The organism is Thermopirellula anaerolimosa (assembly GCF_054657335.1).
The window spans coordinates 39,473-54,399 of sequence record NZ_BAAHYX010000004.1; the positions used below are offsets into that span (position 1 = coordinate 39,473).

17 protein-coding genes are annotated in these 14,927 nt (G+C 59.0%); 15 read left to right on the plus strand and 2 right to left on the minus strand.

Going from position 1 to position 14,927, the window contains the following annotated elements; genetic code table 11:
- Positions 1-74: 74 nt before the first annotated feature.
- The 15 genes from rplF to ACYQ6J_RS00930 all read left to right on the plus strand — a co-directional run bounded on the left by rplF (position 75) and on the right by ACYQ6J_RS00930 (position 12,007).
- Positions 75-620 (plus strand): 50S ribosomal protein L6, encoded by a 546-nt coding sequence (rplF, locus tag ACYQ6J_RS00860; RefSeq protein WP_460182298.1) that lies wholly within the window; start codon positions 75-77, stop codon positions 618-620.
- A 114-nt stretch (positions 621-734) separates the two neighbouring features.
- The gene (rplR, locus tag ACYQ6J_RS00865) at positions 735-1,226 is read left to right on the plus strand and encodes a 50S ribosomal protein L18 (RefSeq protein WP_460182299.1); all 492 of its coding nucleotides are present in this window, start codon (positions 735-737) and stop codon (positions 1,224-1,226) included.
- Between the two features lie 75 nt (positions 1,227-1,301).
- Complete coding sequence (rpsE, locus tag ACYQ6J_RS00870; protein ID WP_460182300.1) at positions 1,302-1,796, plus strand: 30S ribosomal protein S5; 495 nt, start codon at positions 1,302-1,304, stop codon at positions 1,794-1,796.
- On the plus strand, positions 1,793-2,290 hold the full coding sequence (gene rplO / locus ACYQ6J_RS00875) for a 50S ribosomal protein L15 (protein ID WP_460182301.1): 498 nt from the start codon (positions 1,793-1,795) through the stop codon (positions 2,288-2,290). Before rpsE ends, rplO begins: the two co-directional genes overlap by 4 nt.
- A gap of 62 nt (positions 2,291-2,352) precedes the next feature.
- On the plus strand, positions 2,353-3,717 hold the full coding sequence (secY, locus tag ACYQ6J_RS00880; RefSeq protein ID WP_460182302.1) for a preprotein translocase subunit SecY: 1,365 nt from the start codon (positions 2,353-2,355) through the stop codon (positions 3,715-3,717).
- A gap of 202 nt (positions 3,718-3,919) precedes the next feature.
- Entirely contained in the window at positions 3,920-4,483 is a 564-nt protein-coding gene (locus ACYQ6J_RS00885) for an adenylate kinase (protein ID WP_460182303.1), read from the plus strand.
- Positions 4,484-4,528: 45 nt separating this feature from the next.
- The gene (gene map / locus ACYQ6J_RS00890; protein ID WP_460182304.1) at positions 4,529-5,329 is read left to right on the plus strand and encodes a type I methionyl aminopeptidase; all 801 of its coding nucleotides are present in this window, start codon (positions 4,529-4,531) and stop codon (positions 5,327-5,329) included.
- Between the two features lie 189 nt (positions 5,330-5,518).
- A complete protein-coding gene (gene rpmJ / locus ACYQ6J_RS00895) occupies positions 5,519-5,632 on the plus strand; it encodes a 50S ribosomal protein L36 (protein ID WP_460182305.1) in 114 nt (37 codons plus the stop codon).
- A 70-nt stretch (positions 5,633-5,702) separates the two neighbouring features.
- Positions 5,703-6,086, plus strand: coding sequence for a 30S ribosomal protein S13 (rpsM, locus tag ACYQ6J_RS00900; RefSeq protein ID WP_460182306.1), 384 nt, complete (start codon positions 5,703-5,705; stop codon positions 6,084-6,086).
- Positions 6,087-6,196: 110 nt separating this feature from the next.
- A complete protein-coding gene (rpsK, locus tag ACYQ6J_RS00905; RefSeq protein ID WP_460182307.1) occupies positions 6,197-6,583 on the plus strand; it encodes a 30S ribosomal protein S11 in 387 nt (128 codons plus the stop codon).
- Positions 6,584-6,686: 103 nt separating this feature from the next.
- Complete coding sequence (gene rpsD / locus ACYQ6J_RS00910; protein WP_460182308.1) at positions 6,687-7,313, plus strand: 30S ribosomal protein S4; 627 nt, start codon at positions 6,687-6,689, stop codon at positions 7,311-7,313.
- A gap of 53 nt (positions 7,314-7,366) precedes the next feature.
- Entirely contained in the window at positions 7,367-8,353 is a 987-nt protein-coding gene (locus ACYQ6J_RS00915; RefSeq protein ID WP_460182309.1) for a DNA-directed RNA polymerase subunit alpha, read from the plus strand.
- Between the two features lie 90 nt (positions 8,354-8,443).
- Positions 8,444-9,073 (plus strand): bL17 family ribosomal protein, encoded by a 630-nt coding sequence (locus ACYQ6J_RS00920; RefSeq protein ID WP_460182310.1) that lies wholly within the window; start codon positions 8,444-8,446, stop codon positions 9,071-9,073.
- 282 nt (positions 9,074-9,355) lie between these two features.
- Positions 9,356-10,480, plus strand: coding sequence for a TIGR04053 family radical SAM/SPASM domain-containing protein (locus ACYQ6J_RS00925; RefSeq protein ID WP_460182311.1), 1,125 nt, complete (start codon positions 9,356-9,358; stop codon positions 10,478-10,480).
- A gap of 264 nt (positions 10,481-10,744) precedes the next feature.
- A complete protein-coding gene (locus ACYQ6J_RS00930; protein WP_460182312.1) occupies positions 10,745-12,007 on the plus strand; it encodes a beta-ketoacyl-[acyl-carrier-protein] synthase family protein in 1,263 nt (420 codons plus the stop codon).
- Positions 12,008-12,047: 40 nt separating this feature from the next.
- Here ACYQ6J_RS00930 and ACYQ6J_RS00935 read toward each other — a convergent pair whose 3' ends face one another.
- Positions 12,048-12,890 (minus strand): glutamine amidotransferase, encoded by an 843-nt coding sequence (locus ACYQ6J_RS00935; RefSeq protein ID WP_460182313.1) that lies wholly within the window; start codon positions 12,888-12,890, stop codon positions 12,048-12,050.
- A gap of 57 nt (positions 12,891-12,947) precedes the next feature.
- Positions 12,948-14,693: an MFS transporter gene (locus ACYQ6J_RS00940; protein ID WP_460182314.1), complete on the minus strand. Its 1,746-nt coding sequence runs from the start codon at positions 14,691-14,693 to the stop codon at positions 12,948-12,950.
- Positions 14,694-14,927: the final 234 nt, after the last annotated feature.

A 14,927-nucleotide genomic window follows, 5' to 3' on the forward strand; every position in this document is an offset into this window, starting at 1 on the left:
CACTCGCATCGCGCTGGCGACCGGCAATACGACGGCGAAGTTAGGCGGGTAACGGGTTACGAGAGAGCACGACGATGTCGCGAATTGGAAAGAAACCGATCCCTATACCCGACGGAGTGAAGGTTTCGTTGGATAATCGGACGGTAATCGTAGAAGGCCCAAAGGGGCGGTTGACGCGAGAACTTCGCCCCGAGGTGGACGTCGATCTGACCGAGGGCGGTAAGGTGCTGTCGGTGCGACGGCGAGACGACAGTCGACCGGCACGCTCGCTTCACGGCCTGACTCGCGCCTTGCTGCAAAACATGGTATTGGGCGTCTCCCAGGGGTTCGAGCGACGACTGGAAATCGTCGGCGTCGGTTACCTGGCCGCCGTGCAAGGATCAGTCCTGCAACTACGCGTTGGCTTCGCCAACGAATTGCAAGTCCCAATTCCCCCCGGCCTGACCGTGACATGTCCCGATCAACAGCACGTGGTGGTGCAAGGGGCGGACAAGCAATTGGTCACCAATTTCGCCGCGTCGGTACGTGCTTTACGAAAACCGGAACCGTACAAGGGTAAAGGGATTCGCTATCAGGGCGAACAAATTCGCCGTAAGGAAGGCAAGGTATCGGCGAAATAGTCGGTTGGCCCCTTGGAGGATCGCCCGCTTCAGAACGGATGCCGTACGCTTATTCCCGGGTTGGGATGATTGCTTCGCAGCTTCAGAGGATTTAATCGTTTAGAGAAAATTCCCGTGAGCCAGTTAAAACGACTGCAAATTCAACGTCGCCGTCGCACGTTTCGAGTGCGGAATAAGATTCGCCGCGTGAGCGTGCGACCGCGTTTGAGCGTCTTCCGCAGTAATAAGCACATCAGCGCTCAGATTATCGACGACGTGCAAGGGCGAACGCTGGCCGCCGCTTCCACATCCGAAAAAGAACTACGTGATGCGGTCTCGGGTTACGGCGGAAACATCCAAGCCGCTGTGCTGGTCGGTAAACGGATAGCGGAGCGGGCTTTGGAGGCCGGTATTCGCCAAGTCGTCTTCGACCGCGGATCGTACAAATATCACGGGCGCGTTGCGGCTTTGGCCGATGCTGCGCGGGACGCCGGTCTGGATATCGGCCCCAAAAAGGAACCTGAAGCCAAGCCCGCCAAGGGCGACGGTGACAAGCAGGCCAAGAAAAGCGTCAAGGCTGACAAAGGCGGAAAGGGCGAAAAGGCGTCCGCAAAGAAGGCGAAGTGATCTTCAGCTTCGTCCGCACAAGAAGGGCGAACGAGAGAGACTCTGTCCCGGGAAAATTGATACCGAGTAGGTGCGATGGCGACTGACAACATCGAATCGGTTCGCGGCGAATTGATTGATAAGGTAATCAAGATTCGTCGTTGTGCCGCGGTAGTAAAAGGCGGTCGGCGATTCAGCTTTACCGCCATGGTCGTGGTCGGCGACGGAAACGGTCGCGTCGGTTGGGGCTACGGCAAGGCCAATGAGGTGCCGCCTGCCGTTGCGAAGGCCGTCAAAGACGGGACCCGCCGCATGGCGCCGGTCAACCTGGTCGAGGGGACCATCCCTCACATCGTGAAAGGGCGGTACGGAGCGGCTAAGGTCGTGCTTGTTCCCGCGGGACCTGGGACGGGCGTCATCGCCGGCGCCGCCGTTCGCGCCGTGTGCGAGGCCGCCGGTATCAAGAACATCTTGACGAAGTCCTTCGGAAACACCAACCCAATCAACCTCGTCAAGGCCACCATGGATGCGTTGCAGCAAGTTCGCCCGCGAGGCGAGGTCGAGCGGTTGCGGGGAGTGTCGCTAACATGAATTTGAACGACGTCAATCGGGGAATCGTGCCGCACAAGAAGCGGAAGCGCGTCGGTCGCGGTCCGGGTTCCGGTCACGGGAAGACCGCGGGACGCGGTCACAAAGGCGCTCGCTCCCGCAGTGGGTGGCGTGCCAAGTTGGGCTTCGAAGGAGGCCAGGTTCCGCTCATCCGCCGCATCCCGAAACGCGGATTCAACAACAAACGATTCGCCACGCAAATCGCCGCCGTCAACGTCGCGGTTCTGGAGAAAGAATTTGCGACCGGCGACGAGGTGACGCCCGATGTCTTGCAATCTCGCGGCCTGTTGAAAGGAGTCTTTCAGGAACTCAAGATTTTGGGCGACGGCGAGTTGTCGAAGACTCTGCGCGTCTCCGCCCATCGTTTTAGCCGGCAGGCGAAAGAGAAGATCGAAAAGGCGGGCGGGCAGGTCGTCGTTCTTCCCGGTCGCGCTCCCGTCGTCAAGAACGTTAAAAGCAACCGCAAGACGCAATGAGGACTTGGGCCGGTTGTGCCGCGCGGGGCAAGTAGCGACGGCCCGGCAGAGGATCCAAGATCATGCTTGAAAAACTCCGGGTCATCTTCAGCATCAAAGAGCTGCGGACCAAGATACTCCTCACGCTGCTCCTTCTGGCGATCTATCGGGTCGGCGAACAAATTCCCGTCCCGGGGATCAATACCGAGAAGATGAGCGCCGTCTTCGGTCAGCAGGCATCCGGTGGTCTCCGCGATCTGTTGGATCAAGTGACCGTCTTCGCCGCGAGTCGTTTGGACCAGGCAACCATCTTCGGCCTGGGAATCATGCCCTACATCTCGGCGTCGATTATCTTCCAATTGCTCGGCACGGTTTACCCTCCCCTGGAAAAACTGCAAAAGGAGGGGCCGGCGGGCTACAAGAAAATTAACGAATACACGCGATATGCCACCGTCGCGATCTGCTTGGTGCAAAGCTACGTTTACGTCGCCATGTTGGTAGGCCGCGGCCTCGTGAGACCCGAGTACACGAATGCCGACGGCGGAAGCGTCTATACCTCGTGGATCATCATGGCCGTATTGACCATGACGGCGGGCACGACGTTTCTCATGTGGTTGGGCGAACAGATCGATGAGTACGGCATCGGTAACGGGATTAGTCTTTTGATCATGGCGAGCATCCTGGCCCGGATGTTTCCGTCCTTGTATCAAGAACTGCGGCCTGTTTTCGACGAAGGGCTGGAATTGAGCGGTAGCGGCGGGAAGATCGGCGCTGACACGCTGCTGATTCTGCTCTCGCTTTTCGTGGCCGTTGTCGCCGGCGTCATTTTTATTACAAGAGGTCAGCGCCGCATCATCACTCAGAGCGCGAAACACGTTCGCGGACGGCGTGTCTACGGCGGAGCGCGCGATTATCTGCCGTTGCTGGTCAATCAAGCCGGCGTGATGCCCATCATCTTCGCCAGCAGCCTTCTGCTCTTTCCTCTGGCGTTGTTTCAATCGTTGGCGAACATGTATCCCCAATCGACTATCCTGACCGCGCTCGCCGACGTGTTTCACCGCGGCGACGGGTTTTGGTATAACGCCATGTATATCGGCCTGATCTACTTCTTCTGTTACTTTTGGACGGCGATTACCTTCAACCCCAAGGATATCGCCGATCGCCTAAAAGATAACGGTAGCATTATTATGGGCCATCGGCCGGGGCGTCGCACGGCGGAGTACCTGGAAAAGGTCATGGTGCGCATCACCTTCGTCGGTGCCGGTTTCTTGGCAGCGGTCGCCATCATTCCCACAATCGTGGCCGATTGGATGGGAGTCAATTACCAGATCGCTCAATTCTACGGCGGGACCAGCCTGCTTATCGCCGTGAGTGTTGCGTTCGACCTTGTTCAGAAAATCGACAGTCACATCGTAATGAGAAATTATAAGGGGTTGTTGGAAGGTTAACCCGCGTCCGGCAACGCCGTGCACGGACGCAAGCCCCGTTCCGCGTCGATTTGGCGCAGAAACTTTAGCCTGAAACTTTGTAATTGTAACGCCTTCCTACTACGCGTTTCGTGGATAAGAGACGTATCGCTTCCGGGCTTGATAGGACGACTGGTTCTGCTGAAGCAGGCAGAGCGGCTTCGTAGGGCGAGAGGGACGAGTTATGCGACTGGTTTTCATCGGACCACCTGGCGCCGGCAAAGGAACCCAGGCGGCCAAGATCGTCGATAAGTACCAAATCGCCCACCTTTCGACCGGAGATATGCTGCGGGCCGCGCGGGATGCCAAATCCCCGGTCGGCCTGAAGGCGGACGAGTTCATGTCCAAGGGAGAATTGGTCCCGGACGACGTCATCATCGAAATCATCCGCGAGCGCTTGCAGTCGCCGGATTGCGCTGACGGGTATTTGCTCGACGGTTTCCCGAGGACCTTGGGCCAGGCCGAGGCGCTTGACGCGATGCTCGCCGCCTCCGGAACGCCGCTGGATGTCGTATTGGAGTTGCGGGTTCCCGAAGAGGAACTGTTCCAGAGGCTTTCGCGACGCGGTCGGGCCGATGACAAACCCGAGGTGATTCGTCAGCGACTGGTGGCCTATCGTAATCAAACCGAACCGCTGTTGAATTATTATCAGGGCAAAAACTTGTTGCGGTCGGTGGAAGGCGTCGGCACGGTGGAAGAAATCTTCGAACGGTTGGTCAAGGTTCTCGATTCCGTTTCCGGATCCTAAGCGAAATTCGGATGGAGCGGACGGTGTAGGGGAGTTGAACGGGTGGTGACGCTCAAGACCCGTGCAGAAATCCTCAAGATGCGGCATGCCGGGTTTCTGGTTTGGAAAGCCCACCAACTGGTTCAATCCCTCATTCGACCGGGCATCACGACGCGTGATCTCGACGCCGCGGTGGAGAATTTTTTCGAGTCCCAAGGGGCCGAGGGCTTGTTCAAGGGAGTGCCCGGCCGGGTGCCTTATCCGGCTGTGACGTGCATTTCCGTGAATGAAGAGGTCGTACACGGCATTCCCGGTCCCCGAGTCATCCAGGACGGCGACATTGTCAGCGTCGACACGGGTTGTCGCATGGAAGGCTGGTGCGGAGACGCGGCGGTAACCTATCCCGTCGGAACGGTCGATCCGGAAAGGATGCGACTGCTCCATGTGACCAAGTCCGCCTTGGACCTGGCCATCGAATTGCTCCCCAAACGCAAGTACTGGAGCGAAGTTGCGGCGGCGATGCAACAGTACGTGCAAAAGGAAGGCTTCACGGTCGTCGAGGCCTTCGTGGGGCACGGCATTGGGCGAAGGATGCATGAGGAGCCTCAAGTACCGAACTTCGTGAATGCCCAATTCGTTCAAAACGGCGATTTTCGGCTCCAGCCGGGACTGGTCCTGGCGATCGAGCCGATGGTCAACATGGGAACGCGCAACGTTCGTTTGAAACGGGATTTTTGGACGCAAGTAACGGCGGACGGAAAACCCAGCGCCCATTTCGAGCATACCGTGGCCCTGACCGACAAGGGGACTTACGTCCTCACCGGACCCGCGTGCCCGATGGATGCGGAGATGGGCTTCGCCGCGTGATGAGGGTGTATAACAGGGGGCGGTGCCGTCGATCCGAATGTGTTGGCGAATTCGGCGTTATCGCAAAAACGCGGTTCGACAAAGGAATTATGCCTTGCCCGCCCCTTGAGGGGCACCGCCCATTCCCCATATACTAAATGATTCCCGGAGGCGAAATCCGGAGCCGAAAACCGGTTGAGGGTAACGATTATGAAAGTCCGATCGAGCGTCAAGCGATTGTGCGGCAACTGCAAGGTCGTGCGCCGCGCCGGCCGCATTTACATCATTTGCTCCAACCCGCGTCACAAGCAACGTCAGGGATGAGTTAGGCCCGTTCGGATCTCGGGCGATCGGACTGATCCGTCCCGGCAAAAGGTGTATTTGGGAGATTGGTATGCCGCGTCTGTTGGGTGTCGATATTCCGAACAACAAGCCCACCGTGATTTCCCTTCGCTACCTGTATGGTATCGGTCCGACCCTGGCGAAGGAGTTGTGCTTCAAGGCCGGCATCGATCCTCATGCTCGGGCGGGGGATTTGCGGGAAGATGAGCTTGCGAGGCTTGCGACGCTTCTCGACAAGGACTACGTGGTTGAGGGGCAATTGCGGCGGCAGATCGCGCAGAACATCACGCGGCTGAAGGATATCAATTGCTACCGCGGTATCCGGCACCGCCGGGGATTGCCCGTCCGAGGCCAAAGAACGCGGACCAACGCTCGAACCCGCAAAGGTCCGCGTAAAACCGTGGCCGGCAAGAAGGGCGTCAAGGACCTCCGCTGATAAAAGCAAACGGGAGTTCCAGAACGATATCCGGCGGCTTGAACGATCCGTACAACGCGTGACAAACAAAAAATGGGTGTTGGCGTCTAGCGTGCAGGAGAACACAAGGCGTGGCCAAGGCAAGCGGTAAACGGAAGAAAGCGCGGCGTCATGTTACCATGGGGATCGTCCACATCAAGACGACCTTCAACAACACCATGGTAACGGTGACGGATGTGAAGGGTGAAACGCTGTGTTGGGCCAGTGCCGGAACCTCCGGCTTCAAGGGCAGTCGGAAGAGTACGCCCTTTGCCGGCCAAATGGCCGCGCAGCAGGCGGCGGAGAAGGCCATCAAGATGGGCCTTAAGGAAGTCGACGTCAAAGTAAAAGGGCCTGGAAGCGGACGGGAAAGCGCAATCACGGCGTTACAAACAGCGGGCTTGAATATCAAGTCCATCGAAGACGTCACCCCGTTGCCGCACAACGGTTGTCGGCCAAGGAAACGACGTCGCGTCTGAGTGCCGTTGTCGGCTCAGCATAGCGATTTGGCGGTAGTTCTCGAGCGCTTCGAGTTGGAACACACGAACTGGTAACACGCAAAATCTTTGGGGATAACGCAGGATGGGTCGTTTTACGGGACCGGTGTGTCGGTTGTGCCGTCGAGAAGGAACGAAGCTGTTCCTCAAGGGGACTCGGTGCGACACCGAAAAGTGTGCCTTCGAACGTCACCGCGCTTCGCCGGGCATGCAGGGTTCGCTGCGAGGAAAGCCCACGGATTACGCCATGCACCTTCGCGAAAAGCAGAAGGTCAAGCGTTACTACGGGGTACTGGAACGGCAATTTCGGCGGTACTTCGATATCGCCTCCCGGTCCTCGACCAACACGGGCGAAGTGCTGCTTTCGCTGTTGGAACGGCGGTTGGACAATGTGGTGTATCGCCTCGGCTTCGGGCTGTCGCGCTCGCAGGCACGGCAAATCATCCGCCACGGCCACATCCTCGTCAACGGAAAGCGGGTCGATATCCCCAGCTATTTGGTGCAACCGGGCGACGTGGTATCCGTGAAGAATCGCGCCAAGAGTCTTCAGGTCGTTCAAGCCAGCCTTTCGGAACGGCAACAGGATGTGCCCGATTACCTGAACCTGGTCCCCGGCCAGGTTCCGGAGGGGCATGTCTTGAGGGAACCTACCTTGGATGACGTGGGCATTCCGGTACAACCCCAATTGATCATCGAGTTCTGCTCGAGATAGCGGCTGTGACGGCCTATTGTGACCGGTAGCGGAACCCGCGGAGGTGCTAAGAGATGCGAGTGAAATGGCGCGGCCTGGAACTGCCCAGTCAGGTCAGCTGTGATAAGGCCACACTGACGGATCGTTACGGCAAGTTCACGGCGGAACCGTTCGAACGCGGTTTCGGCACGACCATCGGCAACAGTTTACGGCGGATCCTCCTATCCAGTTTGGAAGGCAGCGCCGTAACGAGAGTCAAGCTGCAGGGAGCACTCCACGAGATCACGTCGCTTCCCGGCGTGGTCGAAGACGTGACGGACATCATCCTCAACGTCAAGTCGCTTGTTGTCCGCAATCACAGCTTGCAACCCCGTGTGCTGCGGATTAACCGCAACACGAGGGGTGTCGTGACTGCGGCCGACATCGAACCGGACGCGCAGGTCGACGTGATCAATCGCGATTTGGTCATCGCGACGCTGACCGAAGACGTCCCCTTTGTGATGGAAATGATCGTCGAGAACGGTCGGGGTTATGTGCCGGCTTCGGAGCACACTCCCCAAATATCCGAAATCGGCATCATTCCCGTGGACGCCGTTTTCAGCCCGGTCGTCAAGGTCCGTTACGAGGTCGAGGAGACCCGGGTGGGCCAAAAGACCGACTATGACAAATTGACCCTGGAAATCTGGACTGACGGTTCCATCGACCCCGAAATGGCCTTGGTGGAAGCGGCCAAGATTCTGCGGAAGCACCTGAATCCGTTCGTTCAATACCAGGAACTCGGCCCGAAGGTCTTCGCCAACGGCAAGAGCGGTTCCACGGATCCGAGCTTGGAAGCGAAACTGGCCATGCCGATATCCGAGCTGAACTTGTCGTCGCGGGCGGAGAATTGCCTGCAACACGGCAACATTCTGACGGTCCGTGACCTCGTGTCCAAGACGGAAGAGGAACTTCTGGAACTGCGAAGCTTCGGCGAAACCACCTTGTCGGAGGTTCGAGAAAAGCTCGCTTCGCTCGGCTTGGGGATAGGTATGAAGCTTCCTCTCGGCTCCGCCGGCGTTTGAGCACGATTGGGATTTCGTCCGGACTTGGAAACTCGACCCGACGGGCGTGCATCGAAAAGGGAATCATTACACGGCGGGATGAATTGAACCATGCGACATCGGAAACTGGGACGAATACTGGGACGCAGCCCCAGCCATCGAAAAGCTTTGCTGAGGAATTTGGCCAGCGCCCTGTTTCTCACGGAAAAAGAGTACGAGTTCGAAAGCGAAAAGCCTCTGCAACCGGGCCAGATCGTGACGACCCTTCCCAAGGCCAAGGAAGTGCGTCCTCTGGTGGAACGGTGCATCACGATCGCCAAGAAAGCTCTTCCCGCCTTGCGAGAGGCGAAAGCTTTGGAACCGACCGCCCCCCGGAACTCCGAAGCGTGGCGGGCGTGGCGACAAAGTGAGAAATGGCAGGAGTGGAACCGGAAAATGGCACCGGTCGTCGCCGCTAGGCGACGCGTGTTGCGGATGATCGGCAGTAAAGAGGCCACCCAGGTGCTGTTCGAGCGGATCGCTCCGCGTTTTGTCGATCGCCCCGGCGGGTACACGCGGATTCTGCGTCTCGCGAAGCCCCGTGTAGGCGACGCCGGCACACGCGCCGTCTTGGCGTTCGTGGGAAACAACGATCGGCCGAAGAAAAAGCGTCGCGCTCCGTCCGTCAAGCCGGAATTCACTCCGCAAGAGGTTGATGTCGGCTCGGCGCCAGCGGAAACCGCTGAGTCCGAGAGCCAATAAGATTGCCATGCGTGCCGAAATTCGGCATGAACGAGGGCATCGAACAAGCGGCTTTGGCCGCCATTTTGGGTAGCCGTAAGTACTGAATAGCATGCCGCCTTCTCTTTCATAGGCGGCATGCTTTCGTTCTTGTTCCGGAGAATCGGCTAGAATCGCCGCACGCTCGCCCGCGCAGAGGGGTCACCTCGCCCTTGTCCCGCCTCGGAACGAGGCAAAAATGACGATAGCGGCACTTATCGTCCGCATCCCTGCCTTCGATCCTGACGTATGGGGAAACATTCCATGAACGAGTCGCGGAACGCCGTTGAGCATTTCCGAGGCTACGCCTGGGAGGATTTGGCCCACAGCCCTTTGATGCTCTACTATGAGGTGACGCAAGCCTGTGATCTCGTTTGCAAGCATTGCCGGGCCTCCGCCCAACCCGAGAGTCACCCTGCGGAACTCGACACCGGCAACGCGATTTCGTTGTTGAGACAGGCAACGGCGTTTCCCCGCAAGCCGAACGTTGTTTTCACCGGCGGCGACCCTTTGAAACGGAGGGATATCTGGCGATTGCTGGAAACTGCGGTCGCGTTGGGATTGAATACCGCCCTCACTCCTTCCGCGACTCCGCTGGCCACATTCGATGCCTTACGTCGGGCTAAAGACGTCGGCGTGTCGGCGATCGGCCTCAGTCTTGACGGCGTAGACGCGCCCACGCACGATGCCTTTCGCGGTTGGGACGGCAGTTTCGCCCGGACGATCGAACTCCTCGCGATCGCCCGCGAATTGGGCTTCTACGTTCAGGTCAATACCACCATCACGCGTCGCAATTATGCCCAGGTCGACGCCTTAGCGGAGATGTTGGCCGCATACGGAATTGCCATGTGGTCGGTATTCTTTCTGGTACCGGTCGGGAGGGGGCAAGCCGAGGAACGTATTTCTCCGGATGAGTATGAAGAAGTTTTTGCCCGGCTTTGGCGACAATCGCTCTCATGCCCCTTTGCCATTAAGACAACAGAGGCGCCGCATTATCGGCGATTCGTGCTCCGCCGGATGGAGCAGGAGAACGTACCGGTCGAGCGCCGGAAAATCCGTTCTTTGGTGGGTGTGGGGGATGGCCGCGGGATCATGTTCGTCAGCCATATCGGGGAGATTTATCCCGCGGGTTTCCTGCCAATTTATTGCGGCGTCTTTCCGCAGGCCTCGATCGTGGACGTGTACCAGCGCCACCCGGTCTTCCTAGCCCTTCGGCAACCGGATCTGTTCCGGGGAAAGTGCGGGAGTTGCAATTATCGCTACGTCTGTGGAGGCAGCCGATCTCGGGCTTACGCGGTAACTGGCGATTATCTCGAATCGGAGCCTGACTGCGTTTTTGTTTCCGAACCGAACGCCTCGCCTATCCTTCCGGAAACGCTTCGCGTTTGACTCCGACAAAGATCGTGGTCGCCCAATGCTTTTGCTAACCACGCCTTGCGAGAAATGGAACCGCATCGCGATTACACGCCCGCGAAACATCCCTTGTCGCTTATAGGGGCGTCGGGTACCATCAAATGCTTAAAAGAGGGAGGATGTGCGGCCCTCCGATTCGATCGCGTCGCGGTCGATTCTTCGTGTTGACCGGCGGCGTCTAATCGCCGGGCTCTCAAGATTTGACGTCGAGACATCGAATCGGACATTTCCCGAGCCTCAATGGACGCGAACGATCAAGTCGTCATCACCGGACTGGGCGTAGTCAGTCCGATAGGGATCGGTGGCCAAGTCTTCCGGCAAAGTCTGCTGGAAGGCCGATCGGGGGTGCAAACGATTCCGTCTCTGTGTGGCCTTGCCGCCCCTGCTCCGATTGGGGGTTATCTTGCGGAATTCGATGTTGCGGATCGGGTGCGGCCGCGTAAAGCCCTGAAAGTCATGAGCCGCGACATTCAAATGGCTTTCGCCGCCGCCGATCTTGCAGTTCAAGAGGCCTGCATCCTTCGCTCCGGCATCGAACCGGAACGTTTGGGGATCGTCTTCGGAACCGACTTGATCCCATGCGAATTGGACGAAATCGCCCCGGCGGTGCGAAGCTGCCTCGTTGACGGCGAATTCGATTTTGGACGGTGGGGAGGTCGGGCGATGTCCGACCTCTATCCTTTGTGGCTGCTAAAATACCTGCCCAACATGCCTGCCTGCCACATTGGGATAGCCTTGGACGCGCAAGGCCCTAACAATACCTTGACCCTGGGAGAGGTTTCCGGGCTTTGCGCCATCGCTGAGGCGGTTCGGGTAATTCAGCGCGGTCAGGCGGATGTCATGATCTGCGGCGGTACGGGTAGCCGCATTCACCCCGCTTTTTGGGCGAGGCACGGAGCCTATCCCACCTCAAAACGCACTGATGATCCGGCGGCGGCTTGCCGCCCCTTCGATGCCGACCGCGACGGCATGGTACACGGCGAAGGAGCGGGGGCGATCGTGCTGGAGCGCAAGCGCCACGCCGAAGCCCGCCGCGCCGCCGTCTACGCCGAGATCAAGGGGTTCGCCAACACGTCCGGCCCGACTGGAACCGGTTCCGGATTGACTGAGGCGATTGCCCGCGCGATCCGATCGGCTGTGGAGGCCGCCGGGCTTTCGATTCGCGACATCGGCCACGTCAATGCGCACGGCGTGGGTACGGTCGCCGACGACGAGATCGAAGCCCGAGCCATTCAGCGAGTGCTGGGCGATGTTCCGGTAACAGCCCCCAAAAGCTACTTCGGCAACCTGGCCGCGGGGGCCGGCGTGGTCGAGTTGGCGGTTAGTCTTCTGGCCATACGAGACGGATCCGTCCCGCCCACCCTGAACTATCATCGTCCGGATCCCCGGTGTCCGATCCAAGTCATTCACGATCGCCCACTGACCGGCGCACCACCGGCGGCAGTGGTGCTCAATCACTCACCGACCGGCCAAGCGGCGTCCCTAGTAGTCGCAGCACCGTGATGCTCGTGGTGCCCCCTGGTAAGCTGGCGGCAGCAACCCGCTAACGCGAAGGGGCTGCTTCCCGGGCGCCGTCGGCGACATCTTCCTCGACGGCCTCGATACGGGGAACGGTTACGACATCATCCTCGTACCAATCGGGCCAATCGGCAAGCCCGGCCGTCCAGGTGACCAGCCGATGTAAGAATTCGGCATAAGCCCGCCCCATTTCAACGAATCCGCCGTCCGGAAGGTGCTGCACGATCCGTCCCTGCCCCCAATCGACCATGCCGCCCACCCAATGGGGCGCGACATCGCAAGCCAGCGCTGCCGTTCGCCCCCGGCCATGCTTGCCCACGATCAACATGGGCGCAACCTCGGCTTCCGAGAACCGCAGTTGGCGGACGTCGTCCTCGATTCGCAGACGCACGCCCACCAGCAACGTCCGGGCATCGGGTTTCGCCGCCAATCGGTTGTAGCCAGCAACCACAGGGGGCACATTCCACGGAAGGCCCTCTAAAATGGGATGATGCCGTACCTGGCGCAGGACGCAGCCCTGGGGACAATTGACGCGATCATCGTCGTGAGCCAGATAGACGGGAAGGGCTTGCTCCAAGGGAGTTCCCCGGTACTCGCCGGTTCGCCCAAAGAAACTCTCCCAACCGCCAATCATCAACAATCCCGCCCCTTGGGCCACCGCCTCGGCGAGCTGAGCGAGTTGACTCGTCGTGAATCCCGCGGCGGGATAATCGCTGAGGATGTAGCCTCGAAATCCCCGCGACGCGAAATCGGCCGGGGCCTTGCGCCAACTGGGAACGTGATGGTATTCCACGCCGGCGCGACCGAGGACCGCGGCCAAATAACCGGCCGCTCCGCTTAAATCGTCATCTCCGAAGTAGCAAATCATGCCGTGTACCATTAATTGCGAGAGAATGGAACCGAGCACTCCGCAGTGTCAGCCGGTTCATTCCGGTAAGGGCTGATCTTTGGTCTCCGGAGCGAACGGCAAAATCAACAAGCCGATGACATAGAAGGCGCACATGGTGACCCCGGCCCAACGGATCGGTTCCTCGAATCCGGCGAAAACGACGCCGCTGAGGATACCCAGCATGGCCGGCCCCGCCGCCGAAACGTATCGCCCAATGTTGTAGCACATGCTGGTTCCCGTGCTCCGCAGACGGGTCGGGAACAGTTCGGGAAAATAGATCGCGTAGCCGCCGAACACAGAAAGCTGGCAAAAGCCCATCAGCGGGGCCAACCACAGCACGTGATACCACTCTCGGACAAAAAGGAAGAACACGACGGTGGCCGCCAAAGCCGCTACAAAGAAAATGGCGAACGCGGGGCGTCGGCCGATGTTTCCCGCGGCCATACTGAAGGCGTAAATGCCGAAAAAGGCGCCGATATTGAAAAGCAAAAGCTGAATACTCCCCCAACGCGCCACATAGCCATCGATCTGCTTGGTTCGCTCGCGGATGCGGTCGATGTGCTGCTGAATGTCGGGACCGGCCTCGCTCGTTTCCTTCAGCAAATCCGCCCGCCTCGCGCGATCGGTATCCGACTGCGCCTTGCGTTTGGCGTCCAACCGCGCCAACGGAGACCCATCGACGGACTGGTCCTGATCCAATAGAGCCAGCGCGGCGTCAGGGGTGACGGGCTTACCACCGGCGTGAAGCGTCAAGGCCGCGGCGGCGAGCAAAGGAACATCCCGGTCCTTGGGATCGGCGGTGAGTAAAGTTCGCGGCTCAATCTTCGAGTCTGCGAATGCCTTCAAATCGTCGGGATTCCGGAAGAGCTGGAGTAACAAAAGTCGATCTTGCTCGGGTTCCCCCTTCCGGCGATATTCCTGCGTGATCTGGGTGCGGAAGATGTTTTGAACCAAATCAACGCCGAAGACCCCAATGCCCCACAAGCCGATCACGCCCGCGGACGCCAAAATAATGCCTACAATCGCGCGATGCCGCCACCGGGGATCCCCGAATAACTCCACGATCGAACCCGCTCTGTGTTTGCGGGTCTTCCCTTCGGCGACGGCCTGCTTCCACTTCTCCGGTTCCTTGAGCCAAAACATAATCACCACGACGAGAACGGCCGGGATGATGCCCACGCCGAACATCCAGCGCCAGGGTTGGCTTTGAAGAGTCCCCTGGAGAATCAGCCAGGCGAACAGCATGCCAATTAGCCCGGCAGAGATGTTGCCGACGGCGGAAAAGGCTTGGAGAAATCCGAGTGCCTTTGGACGAGCACGGTCCGGCAACGTTTCCGCCACCATCGCGGTTCCGAGACCGAACTGCCCCCCAATTCCCAGCCCCGCCAGGAATCGATAGAGCAAAAAGTCCCCCAACCCGACGGAAAAGGCGGAAAGTCCGGTGAACACCGAATAAAACAGAATCGTGAGAATCATCGTTTTGGCACGGCCCAGGCGGTCCCCCATCATGCCAAAGATGATCCCGCCTGTAGCCCAACCGATCAGCATCACGGCAGTCGCCCAACCCGCCGCTTGATTGATTGCCTCCGGCGTGGGAGACTGCAGCAAGTCTTTGACCGCGGATTGCCTCGCCACGTTGAAAAGTTGTTGATCGAACGTATCGAAGGCCCATCCCAGGGTGCAGACGATCAACACAAACCATTGATAGCCGGTCAAAATGCGGTACCAGGCTCGCCCATTTTCGTCAACCATTCCGGGTTGAACGGAGCTAGATTGATTCATTCAGTCTCTCCCTTTGCCTGGACAACTCGTTTGCCAAAACCGCCCGAACCCCCGTACCCAGCGTCTCCCCGGCCCAACGCCGATAACCGTCGCCGTATTCCAGACTGCGCTAGTGTGCTTTCCAAACTCGTAACACTAGCGGCCGCCGAGCCGATAGGGGCGCAGCACGCATGGTACAGCCGATGACCGAGTGCGGATTGACATCCCAATAACCGTAGATTGCGATTATGCCCG

Excerpts from the sequence above, each read along its gene's own strand:
- rplF (WP_460182298.1), top strand. The coding sequence starts at position 75 with ATGTCGCGAATTGGAAAGAAACCGATCCCTATACCCGACGGAGTGAAG.
- rpsE (WP_460182300.1), top strand. The coding sequence starts at position 1,302 with ATGGCGACTGACAACATCGAATCGGTTCGCGGCGAATTGATTGATAAG.
- rplO (WP_460182301.1), top strand. The coding sequence starts at position 1,793 with ATGAATTTGAACGACGTCAATCGGGGAATCGTGCCGCACAAGAAGCGG.
- secY (WP_460182302.1), top strand. The coding sequence starts at position 2,353 with ATGCTTGAAAAACTCCGGGTCATCTTCAGCATCAAAGAGCTGCGGACC.
- ACYQ6J_RS00885 (WP_460182303.1), top strand. The coding sequence starts at position 3,920 with ATGCGACTGGTTTTCATCGGACCACCTGGCGCCGGCAAAGGAACCCAG.
- rpmJ (WP_460182305.1), top strand. The coding sequence starts at position 5,519 with ATGAAAGTCCGATCGAGCGTCAAGCGATTGTGCGGCAACTGCAAGGTC.
- rpsM (WP_460182306.1), top strand. The coding sequence starts at position 5,703 with ATGCCGCGTCTGTTGGGTGTCGATATTCCGAACAACAAGCCCACCGTG.
- rpsD (WP_460182308.1), top strand. The coding sequence starts at position 6,687 with ATGGGTCGTTTTACGGGACCGGTGTGTCGGTTGTGCCGTCGAGAAGGA.
- ACYQ6J_RS00915 (WP_460182309.1), top strand. The coding sequence starts at position 7,367 with ATGCGAGTGAAATGGCGCGGCCTGGAACTGCCCAGTCAGGTCAGCTGT.
- ACYQ6J_RS00920 (WP_460182310.1), top strand. The coding sequence starts at position 8,444 with ATGCGACATCGGAAACTGGGACGAATACTGGGACGCAGCCCCAGCCAT.
- ACYQ6J_RS00925 (WP_460182311.1), top strand. The coding sequence starts at position 9,356 with ATGAACGAGTCGCGGAACGCCGTTGAGCATTTCCGAGGCTACGCCTGG.
- ACYQ6J_RS00930 (WP_460182312.1), top strand. The coding sequence starts at position 10,745 with ATGGACGCGAACGATCAAGTCGTCATCACCGGACTGGGCGTAGTCAGT.
- ACYQ6J_RS00935 (WP_460182313.1), bottom strand. The coding sequence starts at position 12,890 with ATGATTTGCTACTTCGGAGATGACGATTTAAGCGGAGCGGCCGGTTAT.
- ACYQ6J_RS00940 (WP_460182314.1), bottom strand. The coding sequence starts at position 14,693 with ATGAATCAATCTAGCTCCGTTCAACCCGGAATGGTTGACGAAAATGGG.